18 protein-coding genes are annotated in these 23,193 nt (G+C 69.2%); 4 read left to right on the top strand and 14 right to left on the bottom strand.

All coding sequences use genetic code 11. The features are described from left to right. Positions 1-383: 383 nt before the first annotated feature. The 6 genes from MFF04_RS03350 to MFF04_RS03325 form a co-directional block, all read right to left on the bottom strand. Complete coding sequence (locus MFF04_RS03350) at positions 384-1,307, bottom strand: hypothetical protein (protein ID WP_238274048.1); 924 nt, start codon at positions 1,305-1,307, stop codon at positions 384-386. Positions 1,308-1,806: 499 nt separating this feature from the next. Beyond that, a complete protein-coding gene (locus tag MFF04_RS03345) occupies positions 1,807-2,358 on the bottom strand; it encodes a hypothetical protein (RefSeq protein WP_238274047.1) in 552 nt (183 codons plus the stop codon). A 14-nt stretch (positions 2,359-2,372) separates the two neighbouring features. Continuing rightward, a complete protein-coding gene (locus MFF04_RS03340) occupies positions 2,373-3,092 on the bottom strand; it encodes a cytochrome c biogenesis CcdA family protein (RefSeq protein WP_238274046.1) in 720 nt (239 codons plus the stop codon). A 10-nt stretch (positions 3,093-3,102) separates the two neighbouring features. Next, entirely contained in the window at positions 3,103-3,489 is a 387-nt protein-coding gene (locus MFF04_RS03335; RefSeq protein WP_238274045.1) for a thioredoxin family protein, read from the bottom strand. A gap of 34 nt (positions 3,490-3,523) precedes the next feature. After that, a complete protein-coding gene (locus MFF04_RS03330; protein WP_238274044.1) occupies positions 3,524-4,111 on the bottom strand; it encodes a rhodanese-like domain-containing protein in 588 nt (195 codons plus the stop codon). Then, positions 4,111-4,932, bottom strand: a complete 822-nt coding sequence (locus MFF04_RS03325; protein WP_238274043.1) for a quinoprotein dehydrogenase-associated SoxYZ-like carrier — start codon at positions 4,930-4,932, stop codon at positions 4,111-4,113. Before MFF04_RS03325 ends, MFF04_RS03330 begins: the two co-directional genes overlap by 1 nt. A gap of 416 nt (positions 4,933-5,348) precedes the next feature. On the opposite strand from MFF04_RS03325, the gene MFF04_RS03320 reads away from it, so the two are divergent. The 3 genes from MFF04_RS03320 to MFF04_RS03310 all read left to right on the top strand — a co-directional run bounded on the left by MFF04_RS03320 (position 5,349) and on the right by MFF04_RS03310 (position 9,233). Then, on the top strand, positions 5,349-6,023 hold the full coding sequence (locus tag MFF04_RS03320; protein ID WP_238274042.1) for a Crp/Fnr family transcriptional regulator: 675 nt from the start codon (positions 5,349-5,351) through the stop codon (positions 6,021-6,023). 1,025 nt (positions 6,024-7,048) lie between these two features. Next, the gene (locus tag MFF04_RS03315) at positions 7,049-8,722 is read left to right on the top strand and encodes an anti-phage dCTP deaminase (RefSeq protein ID WP_238274041.1); all 1,674 of its coding nucleotides are present in this window, start codon (positions 7,049-7,051) and stop codon (positions 8,720-8,722) included. Continuing rightward, on the top strand, positions 8,715-9,233 hold the full coding sequence (locus tag MFF04_RS03310; protein ID WP_238274040.1) for a hypothetical protein: 519 nt from the start codon (positions 8,715-8,717) through the stop codon (positions 9,231-9,233). The genes MFF04_RS03315 and MFF04_RS03310 overlap by 8 nt, the downstream gene beginning before the upstream one ends. A gap of 300 nt (positions 9,234-9,533) precedes the next feature. Here MFF04_RS03310 and gmtX read toward each other — a convergent pair whose 3' ends face one another. The 6 genes from gmtX to MFF04_RS03280 form a co-directional block, all read right to left on the bottom strand. Continuing rightward, entirely contained in the window at positions 9,534-10,331 is a 798-nt protein-coding gene (gene gmtX / locus MFF04_RS03305) for a gamma-mobile-trio protein GmtX (RefSeq protein WP_238274039.1), read from the bottom strand. Next, positions 10,328-13,294 (bottom strand): VPA1269 family protein, encoded by a 2,967-nt coding sequence (locus tag MFF04_RS03300; protein WP_238274038.1) that lies wholly within the window; start codon positions 13,292-13,294, stop codon positions 10,328-10,330. The genes gmtX and MFF04_RS03300 overlap by 4 nt, the downstream gene beginning before the upstream one ends. A gap of 98 nt (positions 13,295-13,392) precedes the next feature. Next, complete coding sequence (locus MFF04_RS03295) at positions 13,393-14,823, bottom strand: tyrosine-type recombinase/integrase (RefSeq protein WP_238274037.1); 1,431 nt, start codon at positions 14,821-14,823, stop codon at positions 13,393-13,395. A gap of 224 nt (positions 14,824-15,047) precedes the next feature. Further along, positions 15,048-16,214 carry a T6SS phospholipase effector Tle1-like catalytic domain-containing protein gene (locus tag MFF04_RS03290; RefSeq protein ID WP_238274036.1) on the bottom strand — a complete coding sequence of 389 codons (1,167 nt, stop codon included), beginning with the start codon at positions 16,212-16,214 and terminating at the stop codon, positions 15,048-15,050. Between the two features lie 51 nt (positions 16,215-16,265). Next, positions 16,266-17,381: a DUF4062 domain-containing protein gene (locus MFF04_RS03285; RefSeq protein ID WP_238274035.1), complete on the bottom strand. Its 1,116-nt coding sequence runs from the start codon at positions 17,379-17,381 to the stop codon at positions 16,266-16,268. Positions 17,382-17,926: 545 nt separating this feature from the next. Next, complete coding sequence (locus tag MFF04_RS03280; protein WP_238274034.1) at positions 17,927-19,090, bottom strand: helix-turn-helix domain-containing protein; 1,164 nt, start codon at positions 19,088-19,090, stop codon at positions 17,927-17,929. 1,198 nt (positions 19,091-20,288) lie between these two features. On the opposite strand from MFF04_RS03280, the gene MFF04_RS03275 reads away from it, so the two are divergent. Continuing rightward, positions 20,289-20,807: a hypothetical protein gene (locus MFF04_RS03275; protein WP_238274033.1), complete on the top strand. Its 519-nt coding sequence runs from the start codon at positions 20,289-20,291 to the stop codon at positions 20,805-20,807. 701 nt (positions 20,808-21,508) lie between these two features. Here the strand turns inward: MFF04_RS03275 and MFF04_RS03270 are convergent. Beyond that, the gene (locus tag MFF04_RS03270) at positions 21,509-21,823 is read right to left on the bottom strand and encodes a hypothetical protein (protein WP_238274032.1); all 315 of its coding nucleotides are present in this window, start codon (positions 21,821-21,823) and stop codon (positions 21,509-21,511) included. A gap of 494 nt (positions 21,824-22,317) precedes the next feature. After that, a complete protein-coding gene (locus tag MFF04_RS03265; RefSeq protein WP_238274031.1) occupies positions 22,318-23,148 on the bottom strand; it encodes a hypothetical protein in 831 nt (276 codons plus the stop codon). Positions 23,149-23,193: the final 45 nt, after the last annotated feature.

Raw genomic sequence — 23,193 nt, 5'->3', positions numbered from 1 at the left:
CCTGTCGTTCGGCTCGTCGACCTCTATGGGCACGCGTTCGTCGCGTCGACGGGGTCTGTCGGAGCGACGTGGAAGATGCTCGGCGGGACACCTTCCAACTCGGGTGGCCATCCCATCGGATGCGCCTGCTTTGCATCCGGAGTTCTAGGTAGAGGTCGTGGAGGACGACGCGTCCCGGGCGGCCGCTGGCCCACGCCAGGGCCGCCGCGCGAACGAGGATGGCCGGCACGCCGAGAGCCCGCCCCGCCCCCGGGTCGCGGTCGGCACGCATGGCTCGATACCCTGTCGGCCGGGGGCGTCTCAACCGTGGGACCCGCGCCCCAAGGCCCGCCGGCCCCCTCGCCGCGCGATGCCGGGTCCGGGGGCCGCACGCGTCCGCATGGTCAGCCTCTGGCGCGCCGTGCCGGGTCGAGGGGCTGACGCGCCGCAGGCGGAACGCCAGGACGTCGTCCGGGATGACGGCCGGGCGCGCGTCTGGCCGTCAGGTGCCCGGGACCCGCGAGGCGCGCAGGGGTGCGGACCGCGGTCGCTCGGGGGCCGGCGTCCACCGGCCCGTCCATGACCGCGCGGTGAGCCGCTTCCTCCGACACCTTCGCTTGAACCGATGCCAAGAGGCCCGGGACCGCGGCCTTGAAGCCGGCCGTAAGGCGCCGGTTCATCGCTTCGAGGATCGACGCGACCGGAACGCCGAAATGCGCGTCCAGATCACGCAGGCCGACGGCCAGGTGGGCGGGTACGCCGCTCTGGCCGTAGATGTCCACCAGGCCGGCCGTCACCCTGTCGACCGCAGCGTATCCCCTGTCCCTCAGGAAGGAGCGGAGCAGGATGCCCACGCACTCCACGTCTCGCACCAGCGGGCGGAGTAGACGCGTGGTCAGCGTGCCGTTCCCCCGCTTGCAGTCGTAGGCGCCGGCCCAACCCGCCTCCAGATCGACGACCACGAAGTCCATGTTCACGGCACGCGAGACGGGGGCGTCGTAGCGCAGCGCGATCCGTTCGAGCGTCTCGGGGGGCGTCGAGGCCACGAGCGAGTCCGCGGCGGCGGTGATCGGGATGGACACGCCGGTCAGGACCTCGAACCGGCCCGAGGCGCGCAACGCGGCGACGATCCCGGCCTCCAACAGAAGGCCGTGCCGCTTCTGGAGACTCGCAGCCTTGGACACCAGGTCGGAGATCTCCCTGCCCAGTATCGGGTCGACCGGGAACTCGGTCGCCAGGACCGAGGCGAGCGTCACGTCGACGGATCGCGCGAGGCCGCCGAGATGGATGTCACCGGGCGGCGCGCCCGCAAGAGTGTCGTTCGGCATGAGGATCTCCGTTGCGGTAGGCCTCCCCGGCGCGAGCGGCAAAGGGGATGCCGGTGACGCCACCGCCTCGGACGGTCGGCGGCCAACTCCAAGCCGCGTTCACTCGGGGCTCGGCTCCCCGATGGCATGAGGCGAGGACGGTCGCGGCTTCACGACCGAACCATCTATTATACCGTTGATATAATAAATCGACAATGGCCCAGCAGCGAGGCGCGTTGGGGCGGGTCCGGTCGGCGGGTTCGCGAAGGGCGGCGGAGACCGCCTCCCTCGGGCGAGGGCCCGAAGCCGACGGTGATAGCCGACCCGGTCTTACGGGCTCAGACGTCGAGGTTCCGCACTTGAGCAACCTGGAACAGCAGCAAGGCCGCCGGCGAACTGGCGGTCTTTCGCCTTTCCGGCCCGCGACCGGCGCCGGCCAGGTCGGTCACAGGCCCGTGGTCTTTCCGGCCGAGTGCCGCCACTGCGGAGTGCTGGCACGAGGCGGTCGCGTCTGCCGATGTCAGCGGATGAGCAGCGCCTCAATCCACCTTGCCCGAGGCTCGATGTCGGATCGGCTTTCGGGACCCAGGGGCGGTATGTCGGGATTGCCCGGCGGAGCGGCGATCTCGTTGAGATCGACCGATTGCGGGGTTCCGACGATGCCGGCATCGGTGACCCGCATCGTGTAGTACAGGCCGTTCGCCAGCTTGGCCCCATAGTCGGTAGGGGCCTTGAAGAAGAAGATCAGGTTGTGCTCCAGCCAAGAAAGATCCGCCTGTGTGACGATGGCGGGGTTCTTGTACGGGTAAGGCACGAAGCACTGCAGCTCGGGTCCTTCCAGGCACTTGAACTCGCGCATGGATAGGAAATGGTCGCGGAAATCGGACAGGTCGAGCGCGACCTTGAACCTCGACCCCGCGCCGTCGGGCTCGAAGGTCACGGTACCGACGGGGATGGTATCGCCGTCCCGGGTACGCAGTTCGATCCGCTTTGTGCCCCTCATGTCCCAGGCCTCGGCGCCCAACGGCGTCATGACGAGGCAGGCAGCGAGGCAGGATTGGACGAGGCGCATGGGTGGTCGGGCCCTCAGAAGCGGGTGGTGAGGTCGGTGAGCCAGGAGGGCGAAGCATTCACCAGCGCGGCCTCGATGGCTTTGTCGTAGCCCGAGAGGATTACGGCCCCGCTCACCACCAGGATCAGGCCCAGCGCGGCCTTGAGACCCTTGCCGGCGCTCATCATGCGGTCGCGCCAACGCAGGAGGACCTCCCGCGACAGGGTGCCGAGGATCAGGAGCGGAAGCGCCGCACCGACGCCGAAAAGGAACATGGTCAACGCGACGGTGCCGAGGTTCCGGCCCTGGGAAGCCAGGAGCGAGGCGGCGCCCAGCGTCGGGCCGACGCAGGGACTCCAGACCGCGCCGAGCAGCACGCCGACGCCGAACTGGCCGAGGAGGCCAGCGGTCGAAAAGCCGCCGAACCGGGTTTCTGTCCAGTCGCTCACGGGACCGGCGGCTACCGCCAGCCGCGTCTGGACCGCCGGTACCATCAGGACGAGGCCGACCAGCACCAGCAGGACCGCGGCGACGGTGCGGAAGACGTCGGTGTCGAGGCCGATGGCGAAGCCGACGGTGGCGACGAACAGCCCGATCACGACGAACGACAGCGCGAGGCCTGCCGCCAGCGCCGCAGGCCCCAGGCGGTGCTCGGAGGCGGCTGCGCCGAGCACCAGGGGCAGCAACGGCAGCACGCACGGCGACAGGACGGAGAGGACGCCGGCGAGGAAGGCGAGGCCGAGGGTGGCGACCATGGGCTTTGCCTCAGAGCGCCTTTTCCACGAGTCCCTCGATCCACTCGGGTTGGGTCTCGCCGATGGAGCGCCCGACCTCCTTCTCGCCCTTGAACGCGATCAAGGTGCTCTGCATGCGGGCGTTGAGCGCCTTCAGAGCCGGCTTCTGGCTGTCGAAGTCGACGTCGAACACCTGCAGGTCCTTGAACCGCGGGTCGGCACCGAGCTTCGCCAGGATCGGCTTCTGCGTCTTGCAGATCGGGCACCAGGGCGCGCTGATCTCGACCAGGATGGGCTTGCCGGCCTTCTGTGCGGCGGCCAGGGCTTCCGGCGTATACGGCAGGAAGTCGGCAGCTCGGGCCGGGGCGAGCGTGAGCGGCGCTATGGCGAGACAAGCCAGGAGGGAGCGGCGGATCATCGGGACGAGCCTTCAGGATGGGGGACGGTAAGCGTTATTGGCCGGCTGTGGCCTTGGGGCGGGCGGCCCAGCTCGGGTCTGGGCGCGAGACGGCGGTGTCGTGGCCGTCCTGCCAGCCGTCGATGCCCTGCGGGAACCAGTGGACCTTCCGATAGCCCAAGGTCACGAGGCGCTTGCCCAGGTTCCAACTGCCCCAGCAGTCCGGGTGGCAGTAGGTGACGATGGGCCTTTCGAGATCGCCCCCGGTCAGGTCGGCGACACGTGCCTTGAGGGCGTCCTGGGCGGCCGCGTCGAGGTCCCCGTCCCCTGCGCCCGGCAACCACGTGCTGCCGGGGATGTTGCGGTGGACGGGGAACCACAGGCCGCCCGGGGGCAGGCCCGCGGGCTTCCGGTCGACCTCGGAGACGTCGAGGAGCACCGGCTTGTGCTCCTCGATCAGCCTGGCGACCTGGGCGGCGTCGACGACCGTGGCCCCTGCCAGGGTCTTCGGCGTGTAGCCGTGCAGCGCGCCTTGCCAGTAGCCGTCGGGCTCCCGCACGCCAACCGGCGAGTCGGCGGGAGCTGCGGCGACGAGGAGCACGGCGGCCGCGGCGGCGATGGGAAGGCGGAGCATGGGTCGCATCAGTTACTTGCCGAGCGGACCGGGAAGCTTTTCTCCCAGTGGCCACCCTGGTTGTCCGTGGCGGTGACCTTCATCGGGCCGGCGCCGTCCGGCAGGTAGCCGAAGTTGATGACGGGGTTCGCCGAGATCGAGATGTCCCCGTCCATCGTGAAGACGCTCTTGTCGCCGTAGCTGACGGTGATCTTCTGGATGTAGCGGGCCGGGGTGTAGTCGCGCGTCACTTGGTTCATCTGCATGCCCGAGAAGTTCGGGTGGCGGATCATCAGGGTCGCCTGGACGGGCTTGCCCGGCTGCGTCTCGCCGAACTTCATGCGCATGTCGCCCATGCCCTGCATCGCCTCCTCGTCGCTCATGCCCATCGGTGCCGAGCAGCCGCCGGACGCCTTCACGTACTCGGTGGCCTCCTGGAACGTGCCGTCCTTCATCTTCGCGACGGCGTGGACGTCGGTGTAGTTGTTGACGCGCACGCGGAGCTTGAGCTCGCTGGGGTCGGCCGCCGGGCCGAAGACGAAGTGGGCGGCGTACGGCGTCGGGTTGTCGTCGATGATGAGCGACAGCTCCGCGACGTTGTCCTTGTCGGGCACGGTCAGGGTGATCGGCACCAGAGAGGCGTCATCCGCCCGCTTCGGGGCGTCGATCTTCACCGCCTTGCCGCCGGACTGGATCTTGGCGTCGCCGAAGATCTGCTGCTTGATCTCGCCCCAGCGCTCGGCGCGTTGGCTGTCGGTGTCGCCCGCCGCGGCATGCGCCGATCCGGCGGCGAGCAGGGTGGGCAGGATCAGGCCCGCCAGCAGGGCGGTCGTCCGGCGCGATGATGCCATGGCGTTTGCTCCTCCGTTGTTGTCATGCCTGCCGCTCGCAGGTCCGGTTAAGGAGACGGTAGCCGTTCTCTGGCCGGGCGTCGGTGACCTGGGTCACGCAAGTCGGCGGACGCTCAAGAATCTCCCTGGAACGGTCGCTGCGCGGTTGGGTCGGGTTCGCGTCGGATGGCGGACGGGGCTGCAACTCGCCGGCCGACGCCGGACGGGGACGGCGTGTGTCCGCGTGCGTCGAGGTGCATCGCGAGGGTACGGATTAACGTCCTCGTGAGCGGCTTATGGGGCCTCGCGGGAAATGCTATGCCGACGAGGCCGAACGAGCCGGTGCCCTCAGGGAGCACCGGCATTGAACGGCGGGAGAAACTTGCAAGAACGACCGGGCGGTCATGCATCGCACCGGCGGCAGGCGGACGTCACATATGCCGGACAACCATCAGGTCGAGCGCTGGATCGAGCGCTTTCCCCTCATCAAGGGCTTCTCGGCCGCCCACCTGCAGATCGCGCGCGGCACGGTGCACTTCCCTGTCCTCGAAGCCGGCGCCGTCGCTTACGAGCTCGACGGCGCGTGCGCGAACTACCTCATGTGCATCGACGGTCGGACCCGCGTGTTTCGGCTGTCGGAGGGCGGGCGCGAGGTGCTGATCTACAAGGTCAAGGCGGGCGGGACATGCGTGCTCACCACCCAGTGCCTGTTGGCCGGCGGCGGCTTCCCTGCCGAGAGCATCGCGGAGGAGCGTACCGAACTGGCGGCGATCCCGGCGGCCACGTTCCAGCAGTTGATGGCCGAGAGCCCGGAGTTCCGAAGCTTCGTCCTCGACGACTATTCCAGGCTCATGGCGAGCATGTTCACGCTGATCGAAGAGGTGGCTTTCGCGCCGCTGGAGCAAAGGCTCGCGCGCCGGCTGCTGACGGAGGCCGGTCCCGACGGCGTGGTCCACAAGACCCATCAGCAGCTCGCCGCCGACGTGGGCAGCGTCCGCGAGGTTGTCAGCCGCATCCTGGCGCAGTGGGCCGAGGCCGGTCTCGTCATCCTGCGGCGCGGGCAGGTCGAGCTCGCCGACCGCGCGGCCCTGGCCTCCAACCGCCTGAATTAGTCGTCGGGGCCTCGCTTCCCGATGCCCATCACGGAACGGTGGAACGGCTCCCGTCATCGCGATGGCCGCTGCGGACGGCCAGGCTGACGCGGACTATCAGGTCATCGTCCCGGCACCGCGACTGGAGGCTGCCGAAACGGCCATCCGCGCCTCCCCTGACCGGAGGGGCGGCGGCACGACGACGTCCTTCGAGCTCGCGCGAGCCTGGGCCAGTCCCGACTACCTTCGGGCGACCGTACACAAGCCGGGCGAGGTTCGCGGACATGAGCCGTGAAGGCCCCTCCCAAAGCCCGGTGATCGCACCGGCCTCACCCTCAGGAACATGGGCTTGAGCTGTCGCGACCCGCCCAGGTCCCACCACGGCCGAGCATCGCCCGCACAAACCCTCGGCCGGCGAACAGGGCGGCTACGACGCAGAGTAGGCCAGGAAGGGGTTCACCCGGCCCAGAGGGCATGGCGTCCCTCGCCGCGAGGCTCGAAGCAGCGTCCTGACGAGACCGGGACGTCCATCTTCTTCTTGAGGCTGCCCGGGGTTTAAGCGGCTCCCTGTGCAGGGTGGCGCCGCGAAGCGTCAAGGCTCCGAGTTCGGCTGGATCTCGGTTGGCCTCAGGCTGCCGCGCCCGACGAGGAACTCGGCTATCTCCTGCATGACGCGGTCCCAGAACCCCTCCGCGCGGAACTGCAGCGCGCGGCCGGATCGAGGAGCGGACGGACTTCGTGCCCGCCCACCCCGTCGAAGCTGGCTTGGCCTGACCGCGCGACGAGTGGCAGGCACCGGTAGCCGACGGCGCTCGATCGGATGGCCGAAATCCCCGCGTCGGATGCGAGCGCCCAGCTCCGGCTGATGGTTGCGGACCCGGCCGGGCATGCCATCGGCTGAACGGTCGTGGACAGGCTGCCGGCGCGCAATCTCGACCATTGTCGGATGCCCACGCATCGGTAAGGTTTGCCGCCATAGGGTCCCGCGCGACGGGGGATTCGAGCCGGCCGATGGCCGCGCTGGGCCGGAATGGGGGCGGCGGTCGGTGGCGAAGGCGGGCAACACCAAGCTGAAGGCCGTGCCGGACGCCGCGGACGCGCCCGATCCATCCGGCGTCTCGCCGCTGTCGAAGGAGCTCGTGATCGGCATCGTCGGGTTCGCCGGCTCGGGCTGCTCGACCGCCGTGAAGCGGCTCCAACTTCTCCTGGAAGTCGCCGGGTATGACGTCGAGCCGGTCAAGCTGAGCACCTTGATCGAGCGGCAGTTCGCCGGCAGTCCGATAACCCAGCTGGGTACCGGCGTGCATCTGGGCCCGTCGCGGTTCGCCCGCGCCTGCGACCTGCAAAACCTTGGGGATGAACTCAGGAAGGCCCACGGCAACCATGCCGTGGCAGCCCTGGCAGTACGTGAGATTATGAAGCTGCGGGGCGAGGCCGTCCCCGGCGAGAGGAAGCTCGCCGTCATCCTCGACTCGATCAAGCACTCGGATGAGGTGAAGCTGCTTCAGAACGTCTACGGGCAGTCGTTTCGCCTCGTCGCCACGCACTGCGAGCCCGCCAACCGCGAACGGCGGCTGATCGGTGCGCAGATGGCGGTCGCCAAGTACCGCGGCGTCGACCGCGAGGACGTGCTCCGGTACATGGAGCGGGACGAGAAGGACGTCGGGAAGCCGCACGGCCAACAGGTGCGCGACGCCTTCCACCTCGCCGATTTCTTCATCGACAACAACGAGGTCAGCCAGGAGGGCGAAAACCTCACGGACGATCTCCGGCGGTTCACGAACCTCCTCCTCGGGACCGGCCTGGTGCGCCCGACGCGGGCCGAGCGGGCGATCAAGCACGCCTACGCGGCCGCCCGACAATCCTCATGCCTGTCGCGCCAGGTCGGCGCCGCCTTAACCGCGGAAGACGGGACCATCGTCTCGACGGGGACGAACGACCCGCCGGCGTTCGGCGGCGGCGTTTATGACGAGGACAGCCCCGACGACAACCGTTGCAGCGCGTGGCGGTGGACTGGCGAGGGCGGCCTGCAGTTCGTCGGCTGCCACAACACCCGCAAGAAGAACAACCTAAGGAACGAACTCGCCCGCTGGATGGCGACGAACCTCAGCGCGGACCTCGCCCTGGCAGCCCACCCGGTGCCCGAGACCGGCATCGACGTCGCGAAGACCGCGCGCGAAAGGGCCCAGGCCGACATCTCGGCCAAGCTCATCGCCAAGGCCGAGATCATGGGGGACATGCCGGGGGTCAAGGACCTGATCGAATACTCCCGGTCCATCCATGCCGAGATGGATGCGCTGTTCTCGGCGGCCCGCAAGGGGGTGTCGCCGGTCGGCACGACGCTCTACTGCACGACCTACCCGTGCCATAACTGCGCCCGGCACCTCGTGACCGCCGGGGTTGAGCGGGTCTACTACGTCGAACCCTACAAGAAAAGCCTCGCCAGCGAGCTGCATTCCGACGCCATCGCCAACGAGCTCCCGAGGCGCCAGAGGGGCGGGTCCGCCGTGGATGCGGACAAGATGGTCGTGGTCCCCTTCACGGGGGTGGGCGTGCGCATGTACGAGGACTTCTTCGTCAAGCGGGCCGAGTTGAAGAACGAGGACGGGAGCTACCGGGCCCCCGTCGGCGGCATCCCGGAACACGCGGTGCGGCTGAGGGCTTTGGAGTCCGTGGAAGAGAAGGCCGCCGCCCTCGTTCCGGAGAAGCGCGATGCTTGAGGCCAAGGTCATAGGCTTCCCGGTCAGGGCCGGGGCCGCAACCGCCGCTTCCTGCGTGCAGGTGCAGCACTCCCTCTTCCCCGCCCGTGACGAGGGCCGCGGCAAGGTCGCGTTCGTCGACGTCGGCGCGCTCGACGAGGAGCGGCTGTTCAGGCTCCTGGCGCTGAACGCCGTGACCGCGCTCGTGGACCTGCGACCGTGCCCGGTGTTCGAGCGCCCCCGGTTCCGGCACAAGTCCGTGGTCTTCCACCTGCGCGACCGCGACATCCGGTACATCGAGTTCGCGATGCTGGTCAGGCGTCCCCTGGCCGATCCGACCCTGGTCTCGATGGGTGTCTCGAACGCCTACGCCAAGATCGAGCCCGCCCTGACGATGGGCCTCTCCATCTGCATCTACGACACGGCGGCCCGGGACCTCGGCTGGCTGGACCAGATGCGCCGGCTGCTCAGGCATTCCAGCACCTACCAGGCCGAGTTGCACCCCCGGGCGCTCGCCGGCGTAACGGGCTGAGGCAACAGACCGCCGGCCGGTCGGCGGCTCGGGCCCGTCATGATGCGCACGGGACGTGGGAAGCTTTGGCGGCGCTTGGGCGAGAAGGCGCCCGCCGCGACTGCTGAGAGGGTATCGCGCCCATCCCCATGGATACACCGCGGCAAGGCCCGAACACCGCCGCTTGCGCCGGGTCGGCTTGGCGACCTCTTCGGCCGTAACCGGCTTGCCCGAACCCGGGACGACGACGTCCCGTCACGAGATCCACATTCGCGCGTACGTGGACGAGATGAACCTCCGGTCCGGTCGGGCCGGATCGCGTCAGTCGGTGCCATTAGCACCGCCCACGTCCTCCCCCAGCAGCGCGCGGATGGCCCTTAACTCGGGCGGGCTGAGGATGCGTTGGTTGATCCTTTCCAGAACGAGCGCCCCATCGACGATGGCGAGGCCCTTCCTCCTCAGGCCGTCGACGCTGAAGGCCCTCCGGAGCAGCGCCAGCCGCTCGTCGTCCTGGCCGGGCTCGGCGCTCTGGCGACCGCCTGGGGCGACGGCCGGCAACGGCCCGGCGTCGCCGACGACGAGCGGGCTCGCCAGCGGCAGCGACGCAGCCCCGACCTGCTGCTTGAGGATATGGATCTGGCGCTCGTTGGACCTCTTGGACTGCACGAGGGCCTGGACCGCGGCGCGATGATGCATGTCGGGTAGGGCCCGGATGATCTCGTCGTAGAGCCCCTCCGGCCGCTTGGGCCTGACCTTGCCTGCGGCCGCCCCGGTCTCCTCGTTGAATGCGGCGATCAGCGCTTGGTGATGAGCCGATGTCGCGTTGCTGAGCGCCTTGACGCTCGGGCCGCCGCACTTCTGCGTAACGGCGCCGACGGCGGACGGACCGAGGATCCGTGCCCCGCCCTTGTGCAGCTGGAGCAGGGCATGGGCCACGTTGCCCAGCTGGCGTCGCGCGGTGGGGCTCCGGGCCTGGGCCACCAGGGCGTCGTAACGTGCCCGGGTTCCCGGGAACGGATCGAGTCGCTCCGGGTCGAACGTGCCGACGAGATCGTGCCCTTCCGGCTTGAAGAAGGCGGGTCGTCCGGTGTCCTGGGGCGGCGTCGGTCTCGTGGTCATGATGCCTCCGATGCGAGGTCCCGGCTCCCGGCGCCGGGGGCCTGCGGGCGAGTGCCACCGGACACGGGCCGCCGGGGCGTGCCCATGGGGCGCTCGCCGGAGCCGGCCGCTGTCCCCGGGTTGCCGTCCGGCGCCCACACGCCCGCCCTGTTCGCATGCTTGGCGGCGGCCCAGCGCTCCAGTTCGGCGGACGCGGACCGCATCGCCAGACGCACGGATGCCGACGCGGCGGGCGCGCGCGCCGGCGCGGCCTCGGCGTCATCGCTCTTCCCGAGTGCCACGAGCATCGCCGCGAGCTGCATCCGGGGCGAGGCGGGGTCCGCGTCCGCCCGGACGACCCTGACGGCCTCGCCCCCCGGCCCGGCGACGGTCGCCGCGCCGTGGGGCGGCATTGCCACGGACGGCTCCGCCCCGGCGTGCACCGCGACGAACGTGGGACCATGGCCCGGCCCCGGTCCAGCGTCTACGAGCAGCCGCATGCTCGCCTCAAGGTGGCAGGACAGGCTCGCCAACTCGTCGATGGCGGCCTCGTACCGGGCGCCGGCCGCCGCGAGATCCGCCTCGACCTTCCGGAGCCTGTCGGCCGGAACCGGAAGCGGGAGTTCCTCGATGCTGTCCATCTCCGCGGTGAGCTCGCGCTTGGTCCGCTCCGCCGTCGACGCGGCCTCGCACGCGGCCCTGTGCCGGCGGATCATGCCGGACGCGAAGCCTGGCCCCGACAGCAGGTGGACGCAACGCAGGCAGGGCGCGCCTTCCCCACCCGCATCCGGGGACGCGTGGCCGGCCTCCGCGCACCGCGTGGCTCCGTTCGGGCAGGCGCCGTACTCGAACAGGCGCCACGGTCGCGCCGACGCGGGCGGCCCGGGATTCGCCGGACCGCGGCCGGCGCTTTCGAGCTGCACGTCGCGCGCGGTCTCGCTGCCGGCGAGGCTGGCCAGGAAGTGCGCCGCGGCCCCGGGCCTTCCCCCGGCCTCCGCCGGCTCCCCGGGGCCCGCCTGCCTCGGTGCATACCCGCTCTTGTCGTAGTAGGACGTGGTGGCGTGGCTCCAATGCCCCGTATCGGACCGCACGACGGCGAGCGGCACCCTGGCCGCCATCAGGTGCGTGATCACGGTCACGCGGGTCGTGTGCACGGTGAACATCACGCTCTTGGCCAGCCCGGACCGAGTGCGCGAGCGGACGAGGCGCAGCCGCGATCCGTCCGGCAGGTCGCAACCCTGCGCCCTCAACCGGGTCTCCAGTTCGTCCAGGAGGGCGATGAAGAAGCGTCGGACGCGGCTGCGCGAGACCGGAAGCGTCGGGTCCGCCGTGTTCGTCGGGTCCCGAAACAGGTAGTATCGCGCCGAATTCGCCTCGCGACCGATCTTCGTGGCCGTCTTGCCTGACGGGACGCGGTCGTACGGGGTCGGGGCGCGAACGGGATTGTTGGCGACCTGCCAATCCCGCAGCTCCGTCAGGATCCTGTACAGCGGCCTGTTGCGCCAGTGCGACGCGTATTCCTTGCCGCCCTTGTTCGCCTCGAAGTGGAACCGCGCGCCCGGCGCCGCCTCGATGCGCCGGATGATGCCGCGCTCCCTCTTGTGCCGTTCGACGGGCAAGTCGTTGTTCACCCACTCGACCCAACCGGGACGACCGTCGTCCCATTCGGGGTGGGGTTCGTCGTGATACCGCGGTAGGGACGGGTCGCCCTCGCCCGAATCCGCCATGGCGAAGGTCGAGAACCTCCCCTGGTAACTCAGCAGGGCCAGGATCATGCACGCCCTCACCGGGGACCAGATCCTCGTCCGGCCGTCCGTGTCCAGGAAGTAGTCGCTCTGACGGGTGCGCGGCCAAGCATAGTCGTCGTCCGTCAGGATGCGCGCCATCATCTCGACCCATTCGGTCGGGATCGGCTCCTTGGACGTTTTCCTCTGCCTGGCCGGGGGTCTTGGGATCTGGCTGGGCGCCACGGGGTTCTCCAGGGCCGTCGTCGGACGGAGGCGCCGGTCCGGCGCGGCCTCCAGCTCCAGCAGCGCCTGGGCGAACAGGGCGCGCGCACGCTTGAGCGACGCCGTCAGGTAGCCGCCCTTCAGGCGCTTCTTCATGCCTTCGACGACGGCCCCGTGGATCGCGTGGCGGGGGTCGAGCAGGACGTAGGGATCGCGGCAATCCGCAGGCAGGCTCGACAGGACCTGGAGAACCAAGTTCGCCGTCGTGAGCTGGGCCTGGGCCTGCCTCGTTTCCTGGATGCGGATCCATTGCGCGCAGAGCCGCCGCCACGCGTCCATGGCGGGATCGACGGCGAGGACCCAACGGAACTCCGGATCCGACCTCGAACCTTCGCCGCCGCCTCGGACGTTGGGGGCCCGGCCGTCGGGGGCTTGGCCGACCGCGTCGTCGACGGGCGGGAGCAGCGCGTCGAGCGCGTGCTTGAGCCGCCAGCTGTTGGTGTCGTCCCGGCCGATCCCGTAGAGTTCCCGCGCCTCGGTCCAGGACAGCGTGGCGCCCCGGGCCAGCCCCTGGGTCGTGACCAAGGCCCAGAAGAGCGCGGCCACGACGCGCCTGGGCTCGGGCCACGCCTCGGTCTCGTGCGCGTGGGCGCGGACCCGTTCGATGAGCGCGCCCGCATCGCCGCGCAGGCTCGGGAGGCACTTGAACGCGCGGTCGCGCTTGAGCGTTTCCTTGAACACGTGGTCCGTGCCCGGGATGAGCAGGCCCTTGGGCAGGACGATGCATCCCTCCTCCCAAAGGCGGACGGCGAGCTCCAGGGCGTGCTGCGGCCGATGGTTCCACTTGGCGATGGACTCGAACGTCTCGTCGAGCGCGTCCTTGAACGCACGCGCGGTCTCCACGTCACGCAACTTGGCGATGGCAAGGCGGACTTCCTTCCGCGGGCGCTCGCTGGCGTGGCGGACGTCCTGCTTCGACTTCAGGAAGAAGTCGCAGGCGCGCCACACGCGGTCGGCCTCGAAAGGCTCCAGCATGGTGAAGTGCTGGTCGCTCCGCGCCGGCCCGAGCTTGAGCGCGCGGCCGGAAGCGTCCGTCGCGATGCGGGGCGCCGCGGCCCTGACCGTCCTGTTCGTCACCGGGTTTCCCCCGCGCGCGCGCGCGGCGCATGCGCCGACCGGGACGACAGGCCGGGGATGACGACGTTGGCCGTGAGAGGGTCGACGTCCCGGAGTTGCCGGGCCACGTCGGCCATGAACGGGCGCGTGTAGGTCTCCGCGCTACGCTCGTCGCTCTGGTTCAGGCAGGCGGCGATGGCGGACTCCGACAGTCCCGCGGCCTTGAGCCCCTGCGCATAGTGATGCCTGAGCCCGTGGGTCGTGCCGCCGGCAGCCTTCGTGGGTTCGACGCCGACACGCAGGCAGGCCAGCTTGAGCTTCTTCTCGTACTGCCTGATCGTGTAGGGCGAGCCCGCGTCGTTCAGGAACAGGTAGGGCGACGAGCGAGCCCCCCCGCGAGCGGTGTATTCCCTGTACAGGTCGAGGAAGAGGACACCGTAGCGGATCGGGTACCATTGCACCTCGAAATACCGGTACCGACCGTCCTGCTTGACGATCGGGCTCTTCCAGCCGGCCCGCGTCCCCCCGTGGGTTTGGTTACGCGGCACGTAGGACTGCCCCTGGAGGAAATCGGCCCGTCGGACTGGGTGCCAGGTCCCTCCCGGCCCGGGACACGGCACGGCGCTGTCCACCGGGTCGTGCACCCGGACGCGCGCGACGCCGGGCTGCGTCGGGTCCTCCTCCACGTCGCCCACGTAGATGTGGAACGGCTCTGAGCATCGCAGGCCGGCGGCCCCCTGCAGCACCGCGATCATCATGTCCCGGAGGTGAAGCCGGGTCTCGCGGGGCTGACCCTCCCGCGCCCCGCGGCGGAGGAAGGCCCCGAGCAGGTCGTCGAGGCGGCCCGCCGGGAAGGCCGGTGGATCCCCGTACGCCGGGCCGCCACCGCCGATCCTGATGGGAACGACCCGCTCGTTGTCCAGTCTCCCTCGGCCCGCATCGCCCCGCGGAAACGCTCCGTCCGGTCCCGTGCGGCGCCACGTCCGCCCGGGGACGGGGAGCATCGCGTAGGGGTTCAGCCACGGCCAGCCGTAGCGCTCCGTACAGAAGTCCCCGAACCGGGTGATGTGGGACATGGCCTCCCAGACGGCCCGCTCGCCGCGGCCCTGCCAGTGAAGGCCCAATGGGCACGCGAGTACCTTGTCGACCTCGACGAACGTGCCGTGTCGCAGGTGCATCTTGAGCGTCTGGAGGTAGTGGGGCCCCCAGGGGGCGGGAAGTCCGGTCGCGGCCTGCGTGGCCGCCCTGTGATCGACCAGCAGTCCGATGGCCTGGACCGCCTTGCGCCACCAGCTCAGGCTGTAGCCGCAGTTCGAAGGCGCCTCCCAGTAGTCCAGGAATTCGCGCAGGATGCCGCCCTCCGTAACGATGAGGCGCACCGAACGGCCGGCTCCGTCCCTGAAGTTCATCGCCACGTGATGGCTGGGCGTAACCGCGTTCGGGTGCACGCAAGGCCTCCTCCGCGGGCACCGCCGCCAGACCAGGGCCTATAATATTCCGTGCGCGCACACGGAACAAGACATGCCATGCGTCGACCGACGCCGTGGTAAACGCGTTGCGCTCGAACGTAAGCGGAGGCGTTGGGGCACGATGTCCGTTGAGCCGAGCCGACGTTCGGCGGGGCTTGCGTCGCACCAACGCGCGGCGTCCCGGCGGTTCGTTGGAGGGAGCGTCAGCGCACGGGGGCGGGTTGGGTGAGCGCGATGCCTTCGACCGGCCTTCCGTCCGCGGCCTGGACCGCGCCGTTCAAGGTAGCTGGGTTCAGGCCCAATCGGGCCGCCCAGAATGCCAGCCCGGCCGGCCTGTAGCCGGGATTGTCCCGCCACCGGTCGAAGACGGAGCCGTCGATGGTCTCGTTGATCCGCGATGTCGTGAACTTCGTCCCCACGCTTGCCGGTGGCCCGACTGGACGCTGGAAGCGTTTGCTGACCGGCCGCAGCCACCGCGGGGTGAAGTCCGCGTAGGAGTCGGCGATCGCAGCATTCGGGTCGGGTTCGTCGGTCGTGAGGCGGTCGCGGAAGACCAGCCCGTGGAGGGACGCTTTTTCCATCAGCCACCGCAAGGGTGCCTGGGCCAGGATATCGCTTGGATAGCCGCCGCCGACGTTGGCGTGCGCCCCGACGAACCAGCGCTGCTCGACCTCGTCGAGGCTGCGGCCCGAGGTCGGCGGCGCGCCGTTCGGGGTCGTGACCGTCCAAAAGGTCGGCTCGAACGCCTTGCGGTGCTCGTCGAGCGCGACCGCGTGGAAGGCGTGCGCGTTCGCTTTGCGAAGGTGCGTATCGAGGAACCGATAGCGGGCCAACCGGGAGCGAAGGCTGGTCAGGGGGTTGCCGACGGATCCGACCGTATCCCAGACCCCGACGAACTTGATGTCCGCGGCGACGGAGTGGCCGAGTATCCACCGCTCCTCCAGGTCGGCCGGCGGTGCGGCGTCGGCGGCCATGAGCGCGCGGATGGTCCTGCCGTCGGCGCGGCGGTAACGGGCATAGAGCTGCTCGATGGACAAGGGCGCGCCGGGCTTCAGCACGCCGCACTTCGCGACGAGGCCGGACAGGCTCCTGGCCGCGTAGGCCCCGCGGCTGAATCCGAACATGAAGATGTCGTCGCCCGGGTCGTAGGCCTGGACGAGCCACGCGTAGGCGTCGAGGATCTCGTCGTCGAGCCCGTAGCCCCCGACGCCGCCGCGCACCTTCTCGCCCGGCCGCGTCCCGACGCCCTGACCGTAGTGGACCATCTGGCCGACGGCCAGCGGGTCACAGAGCGACCTCAGGCGCCACACGTTCGTGTTGTTGCCGAGCGTGTTCCACGTGCCGTCCAGGAAGATGGCCAGGCGCTTCACGGTTTCCTTCCTTCGTCGACGTGCTGGTGGAACCCCGTCGGACGCTCGACCTCAATTGGCGTTGCTTCGGTACGCGCGGCGCAGGAGGGTGACGAAATCCTCGATCAGGTCGGCGGCATCATGGACGAGCGCCGACCGCGTCCGCAGCGCCGGCGTCAACCGGACGGGTCCGGGCTCGCCGCGACCGATGCCGTAGCTCATCCCGCCGCCGCGTCCCCGGTCGGTCTCCGCCCGTGTCCGCCACGCCAGCATCTGCGCGTCGCCGATGGCGGCGACCGGCACGACATGGGTGACCCGCTGCGTTGGGTCGACGCGGTCCAGGACCGACGCGGCGTACCGGAACGTCTGTCCCAGGAGGTCGGCGACATCCTCCTCGATGACGCCGCCCATCATGTCGTCGCCGCGCGGGATCGGGAGCGCGAACAGCAAGTCGGCCTGCGGGGTCAGCGTGAATGACGTCTCCCGCTCCTGGCGGATGACGAGCGCGCCATCCTCGACCGCTTCCGCCACGCCCTTCCTCCGGTCGAAGATGCGGAGCGGCCCGAACATCGCGGCCTGCGAGAGTTCCTCGGCGAGGGTCCGGTCCTCGATCCGGCTCGGTCGCAGGACGGCCTGCGTGGGTCCGGAGGCGATGGCGACGGTGAGGTGCCGGCCCATCGAAACGGAGCCGCGCCGATCCTCGGGCAGCATGCCGAGCGCCCTTTCGAGCAGGTTGCCCTCGTCGACGGGCCCGGCCGCGCGAGAAAGCATGACCTCGTGGATCGCGCGGCCGATCTTGGCTTGCAGGTCCTCCGGCGACGTGAAGCCGCCCCTGAACAGCCCCCCCACCCATTCCTGGACTTCCCTGACGAACGCAGCCTCGTCGGCGTCCCGGTCCACGCCCTCCTGCACGAACGCGACCACGGGGCGGGACTGGCGGGCCTCGCGATATTCCTCATGGGTCGCCGACAACCCGGACGGCTGCCTGGCGCCATAATCCTTGCCGAGGATCAACACGACGATGCCGGCCTGCCGGACGCCTTCCAGGCAGGCCACTTGCGGCGACGTCGGCCTGGCGCCGAAGTCCTCGGCCATGACGACCTCGTGCCCGAGCCCGACGACCGCGGCCCGCGCGGCGGCGCGGATCGGCTCCAGGCCGGCGATGAGCGAACTGATGAACACCTTCACGGCGGCCCCCGTGCGAACCGAAGCCTCCGCCCCGGTGGCAGGGCCGTCCGTCTCGGGCGCCATGGAATTCGACCACGGCACCTCAGGCGCCCAGGCCCCCGGAGCGCCGCCGAGCTAACGTACGCGGCCTCATGATGTTCCTCGTCCGTTCCTGGGGCGACGAAGGTTCTTGTGCTTCGGATGCCGATGGTCGGATGCAGGCGCTCACAGCGGATCCAACCGTCGGCCTTCGATGCATGGGATGTTGGCAGTCCCACGAACCCCGGTCGCGGGGCGCGGTCGAGCGGCCGGATTGGCGCGGCGGTGAGGGGCCTGCGGCGGGCGTTTCGGGGCACGGCCCCTGGGAGCCGCGGACCGTCACGGAGCGGGGGCTGCCGTCGAGGGTGGCCCGGCACGTTCGAGGCGGGTCCATCCTCGTCGGTCGCGGGGCGTCGAGGGGTTCGGGATGCCCGAGCGCCTGCGCCGCGCGGGGGATGCGGCGGCCGACGCGACCGGACAGGAGCGTGGATCGTCCATCGGCGGGCGGGTGGCCGGGGTCGTGCCCGCTATCGGTCGACGCCGCGCCTGATAATCGCCAGGACGCGTCCGAGGACCTGGTCGCTGGACGCCGGTCGGGGCTCGCCCGAAGGCATGCCTACCCGCTCGATGCGCAGGCATCCTTGGGACTGGACCAAAAGGTCGCCGACCCGCCTCTCCCCACCCATCTCGACGAGGATGCGGTCGCCTGGCCCGAGCCCCAGCGCCGGCTGGTGATCGGACAGGACCGCGACGACGGCGGTCGCCGTGCGCGCGCCGTCCATGAAGTCCGCCGGGATGGACCAATGGTTCGACGTCGTGCCGGACGCGCGGGACCCGGGTGTCCGGAGATGCTCCACCGGCATCTCGCGCAAGGTCACGGACCGTCCGATGCGAGACCGGGACCGCGCGGCTTCGCGGGCCGCGGCGGAGTTGCGCAGGATCGATCCGACCGTCTCCGGGTCTCCCCGGCGCCTCGGGTCCGCAAACGCGGCGCACTTGGCGAAGACCGGCTCGGCGGCGACCGACCGGTACCGGAAGTCGGGATCCCAATCGACGAGCATGCGAACCTCGGGGGCGCGTGCCTCCGCCTGCGCGACTTCGGCGGCGACCGGCTCGGGCAGCCCCGCCGGGGGCCCGCGGAGCAGGAGCCAGGCGGCGGGGACGCCGAAGGCGGCGCCGTAGGCCTCGGCGGCCTCCGCCGGGAGCGAGCCCTTGAGACCGTATTCATGCCCGCCGTAGGTCGAGCGGACGAACCCGAATTGGGCACATGCCGCCGACGCCGTGCGAAAGCCCGCGAGGCGTCTGGCGACGCCGAGGCGGAAACCCATGAAGTGGTTTCCCGTGCGCGTCGCCATGCGGGTCCGGCGCGCGCTCTCCACGGGCGACGTCTCGCGACCGGCGTCGGTGGCTCGTCCGCGAGGATCCGGCTCGCGTGGAGGTCCGAGGGCAGCATCGGGCCCGGCGGCGCCCGTCTCGATCCAGCCGGGGTCGACCCCGTAGGCCTTGGCGTAGCGGACGAGGTCCTCGGGGGTCAGGGCGCGTTCGGCCCGCTCGTGACCGTGGACGCTGCTCGGCGCCCAGTCGTGGGCCTTGGCCGCGGCCCGGGCCGAGGCATGGCCGGCCATGCGCCGGGCCTCGCGCAGCCGGCCGGCGACGTCGAGGTTGCCGTATGTCTTGGTCAGGGGCCCCACGTTCCATCCATGCGGGCGTCTCGACGCCGTGATCGAGCCGGACGATCGCAGCGGGAGGCGGCCGCGTCTAGGGGCGGTCTCGCCGGCCCCGCCGGGCGCACGCCCCTTCCGATCGTCTCGGGAGATCGGCCCCTTCCCGCCGCTGTCGGCCGGGCCGTCCACAATGGATTCCACTGTGGAGTCCATTGTGGACGGCTCCGAAGCCGGCGCTCGGCCCTGCTGTGGGCTCCGGTATGGGCCCATACAGAAATCCACAGTGGAGCCGACCCGGGAACCCCATAGCAAGGTCCGCGATGGAGGCCGGCGGGCGCTTTCCCGATCCTCGCAGAGGCGTGGCCGGCTCCAACTGTGGAGAATTCCGGGGTTTTACTATGGAACCCACATATGGAAGTCTTTGATATTCCTCGAACTATGGAGTCGAAGGGTGGGATACCATGCCATATTACCCCCTTCGATGTATCCACATATGGTCGTCGCACTCACCGCTGCCACGTTGGGAAGGCGGCTGAAAGTAGACCGGCGGAATGTGACAGGGCTGCAGACGAAGGTAGGTATCTCCCCCTTCCGCAGCCATACTCCACAGCGCGCCGCGACGTCTCATGCGCCTTTTCACAAACGAAACTGGTCACGGAAACGAACGTTCGATGCCATTCATCGGAACGAGCGTGACCAGCCGAGTGGGAGCTGTTCCCCAAGGTGCGACATGGGAGGCGGCCCAAGTGCTTGTTCGTGCGCCAACCGTTTCTTGAAGGTTTTAGCAATCGGCTGGTGTCGCCATCCGGGACAAGGCGACGCGACCGAAGCGCATGATTGCGACCGTCCCACTCGCCCTGATCTCACGCCGCTCGAATGGTGGCCGGGAAGCGTGCGAGCTCGCCCAAGAGATGCTTTGACTGTCTCGACAGGCCGGCGGCTTGACCTGACTGGTCGCCAAACCTGTATGGTCTACTGCCTTCGCCACCCCCTCGATGTCGCCGGTCACATAGCCGGTGCCTTGCGTTGCCTGGGTACGCCTCGAAGTTACCTGTACCGACGTGCCCGGCGCATGACGAACAAAGCGCTCTCGTTTCGATCGCGTGCCGGCCGTCGAATTCACCCACGGAAGCGGACGTCACGGATATCAAGCATTTTACCGAATGCTTTCGGTCGAAAGTGAGAGGTTCAGTGCAGCTTGCGATGATCGCACGGAGTGTCGGACATGCACATTGTCACGCAAGATCTGCCATCGAGAAGGGCGCAGGTTGAGATCTGCCTACAGATGGAGCCCGCATACTCCATTCTCAATGAAGACGAGCGGCACCAGGCCGCCGCCACCCTCTTCGCCCAGCACGATGGGATTATTGCATGCTGGCCCGACGCCGAAGGCGTCGACGGTTACGCCGTGGCCGTGCTCAAGGGCATCAAGCATGTCAAAGCCGGATATGCGGGCGGCTTGCGGATGGGACAGTTTCCTTGCCTCCCCTCCGACATAGAGGCCCAGAACCTTTCGGCGCTCTTTGGCGATGACAGGGGGGAGCGCCGGCGCAATCTTCGTGGCTACCTCAGGCGCAGGTATGGCGAAGTGCCGGCCGAGGCGTTCGAGGCCGCCAGGAACTACTTCGACCGCTATGATCGACTTTATCATCACTTAAGTGAGCGGGAGCGGGCCAAGAACGACAACATCGCCGAGACATTGCGATGGGTTCGTGAAAATCCGGGCTGGGACCGCACGGCTTGACCCTGGGCACCCCGCCCTCCGTGCTGCGAGCCGCATGGGCCTAGCGACTCCGATGTGGCCCGCCACCCCTTCCACTGCGCCGGAGAAGAAGCGCGGTGTGCACCGGGAAGGCCATCCGAAGATCCACCGCGGGACGATGACCCATCCTGCGCTGGTCGTGCGGGATGCGGCAGCTAGGCGCCACGAGAATGCGACCTGTCTTTGGGTACCAACCGAAGGTTGGACTCGGCCGCGACCAAGCATGCCCGAAGCGGCATTCGGCGGCCGCGCGGGAGGTTCGGCCCGAGACCGGCCCGCACGGCCCCTCCGGTCGTCGTTCGCGGACCATTGCCAGGCGCGGCAGCCCGAGTATGAGGTTGGGCTAAGCAGCGACCTGGGTGCTCCCCAAGCTCACGAGATCCAGCGGCAGCGAGGTGGAACGTCGGCGGTGTAGATCATGACACGGCTGCGAGCGGCAAAGCCGAAAGGCGGTCGCCTCGCGTGCGAGCCATCATCGGAGGGCATGCTCCGTTAGAAGATGGAGGTTCGCGTCGAGCACGAAGGCTACTTCGAGAGGCTTGGGACCACGCCTACGCGCGACTGCCCGACGGGGACGGGGCGCGGGGTGAGCGTGAACGCATTCGGTGGGACCGACAGGGCGTCGGCGCCGTCCGCCCGGTCTCCCGCGGCCGGTCGAGCGAGCCCGGCCGCGGCGTCAAGGCTCACCAAAGGTCTTCCAGGTCGTGACGATGCTTGGTCGAGACGTGCAGTCTCACCCTATCCGACAGGTGGCCCCTGACGATTGCGAGGTCGCCAAGTTCATCGAAAGCGGCGTCGAGCAGTTCGGGGCCGGCGATGTCGGAGGCTTCCTCCTCGCACTCTTCGTCGGCATTGAGGAGGCCCGCGATCCGGCCGCCTATCGCCTCCAACCTGCCCAGCCGCTGCCTAGATGGTTGCGGGCGTCTGCGTGCCGTCTTAGTCGGCGCCCTGCGCAGGTCCACATCCTGTCCGACGTTGCGTAGGCAAGCATGCTTCATCGTATCGCTCCTGCCGTAAGTAAGGGGGTGTCGTGAAGCGGGAGTTGGCCATCGTCACCGCGCGGGCCCCGGCGGGGCCCTTGCGGCCAAACAGGGGGACGGGAACGAGGACTGGCCCGCCGCTCAGGGGGACTCGCGCGTCGCGGCGGGCGGTACCGCAGCGGAAGGACAAACGAAACTTTTTATATCGCTGGTATATTATGCCTTGGGAACGACGCTCTGGCCAGCGCACAGGGTTCATCGGCCGGCTCAGATCGCCGTCAGGGGTGTGAATTCTGTGAATTATGCGGCGAGCGACTGCATTGCGGCTTCAACTGTCCATGCAGGCAACGGCAAGCGGCCATACCAATCGCAACCTCTCGGCTAGATCGACCGGACGAGACTACGTTAGCGTGCGTTACTGCGTCGACCGGAAGACGAGAAGGTCGAGCTGGACTATGAGCGGTCGTTAACGCGCGGGTATCGTTCCAAGCTCGTCCTGCGGGCGGCTCGGCTTACGCCTGGACCCAAAATTTCAAGGCTTCCGTGCCATCGCCGGTTACGTTGGCGCCAAGCTGATGGTGGACATCGCCCATATCAGCGTTCTCATCGCGGCTCGCTGATATTCCCCAGCCGTTCCCGCTTGCAGATCGTGACGACCACGACTGGCCAGTCGTTGCGCGGCGCCCGGTGCCATCGCGCTCTGGAACGATCAACCCCACTCTGACGCGATCCACTTCGGCATCTTTCCCGGCGTGCAGGGCTCGGTGATGTTGCAAATCCTGGCCACCGAGGGTGCCTGCCTCGGCGAAGCCCTCCAGCCGGAGTTCAAGGGCTAAAACCGCATGGCCACCAAAAATCAACAAACCTTGACTGGCGCACTCGCCACGCACGAGGTGCGTCTCGTGCCCGGCGAGAAGAACACAAGCCTGATGGTCGTCGACGCCGTCGGCCAGGAGATCACCGGCGTCGTAACGCCGACCGCATCGGAAGCTGCCGGCATCGCGGTGAACACGAAGCAAGTTCCCGTCGCCCCCCCAGGCGTCGAAAGGCCCACGCCCGTCAGGCAGCGCGTGCACCGAGCGCGGGTTCGGCGCGACGAAATCTGCCAGACGCCCAGCTGCATCGGCTAAGTCGACGAAGGTCGGGACAACCACTGCGTCTACGCAAGCATCCCTCACGAAGGTCGCGCCCTGTGCCGCCTCTTCCCGGTCTACGACCCGGCCTGGGCCTTCATCGGGTCCGGCATCGGACATCGGCGCCGGCGCTTGATCGATCCCGGGAATACCGGCGGCACCGCAAGCGCCCTCCGCCCCTCGTAGGTTTCTCCGAAAGGCGTAGAGCATCGATGCACGTCCCGTACCCCGACCGACCGCCGGCATCCGCGCCTC

This window comes from Methylobacterium jeotgali (assembly GCF_022179345.1).
In the GTDB taxonomy this organism is placed as follows: domain Bacteria; phylum Pseudomonadota; class Alphaproteobacteria; order Rhizobiales; family Beijerinckiaceae; genus Methylobacterium; species Methylobacterium jeotgali.
Note: the sequence above shows the minus strand (reverse complement) of the source record. Positions and strands in the feature narration are given on the sequence as shown.

Bases quoted from the DNA above. Each gene is read 5' to 3' on its own strand.
- MFF04_RS03350 (WP_238274048.1), bottom strand. From the start codon at position 1,307: ATGCCGAACGACACTCTTGCGGGCGCGCCGCCCGGTGACATCCATCTC.
- MFF04_RS03345 (WP_238274047.1), bottom strand. From the start codon at position 2,358: ATGCGCCTCGTCCAATCCTGCCTCGCTGCCTGCCTCGTCATGACGCCG.
- MFF04_RS03340 (WP_238274046.1), bottom strand. From the start codon at position 3,092: ATGGTCGCCACCCTCGGCCTCGCCTTCCTCGCCGGCGTCCTCTCCGTC.
- MFF04_RS03335 (WP_238274045.1), bottom strand. From the start codon at position 3,489: ATGATCCGCCGCTCCCTCCTGGCTTGTCTCGCCATAGCGCCGCTCACG.
- MFF04_RS03330 (WP_238274044.1), bottom strand. From the start codon at position 4,111: ATGCGACCCATGCTCCGCCTTCCCATCGCCGCCGCGGCCGCCGTGCTC.
- MFF04_RS03325 (WP_238274043.1), bottom strand. From the start codon at position 4,932: ATGGCATCATCGCGCCGGACGACCGCCCTGCTGGCGGGCCTGATCCTG.
- MFF04_RS03320 (WP_238274042.1), top strand. From the start codon at position 5,349: ATGCCGGACAACCATCAGGTCGAGCGCTGGATCGAGCGCTTTCCCCTC.
- MFF04_RS03310 (WP_238274040.1), top strand. From the start codon at position 8,715: ATGCTTGAGGCCAAGGTCATAGGCTTCCCGGTCAGGGCCGGGGCCGCA.
- gmtX (WP_238274039.1), bottom strand. From the start codon at position 10,331: ATGACCACGAGACCGACGCCGCCCCAGGACACCGGACGACCCGCCTTC.
- MFF04_RS03300 (WP_238274038.1), bottom strand. From the start codon at position 13,294: ATGCTGGAGCCTTTCGAGGCCGACCGCGTGTGGCGCGCCTGCGACTTC.
- MFF04_RS03275 (WP_238274033.1), top strand. From the start codon at position 20,289: ATGCACATTGTCACGCAAGATCTGCCATCGAGAAGGGCGCAGGTTGAG.
- MFF04_RS03270 (WP_238274032.1), bottom strand. From the start codon at position 21,823: ATGAAGCATGCTTGCCTACGCAACGTCGGACAGGATGTGGACCTGCGC.
- MFF04_RS03265 (WP_238274031.1), bottom strand. From the start codon at position 23,148: ATGCTCTACGCCTTTCGGAGAAACCTACGAGGGGCGGAGGGCGCTTGC.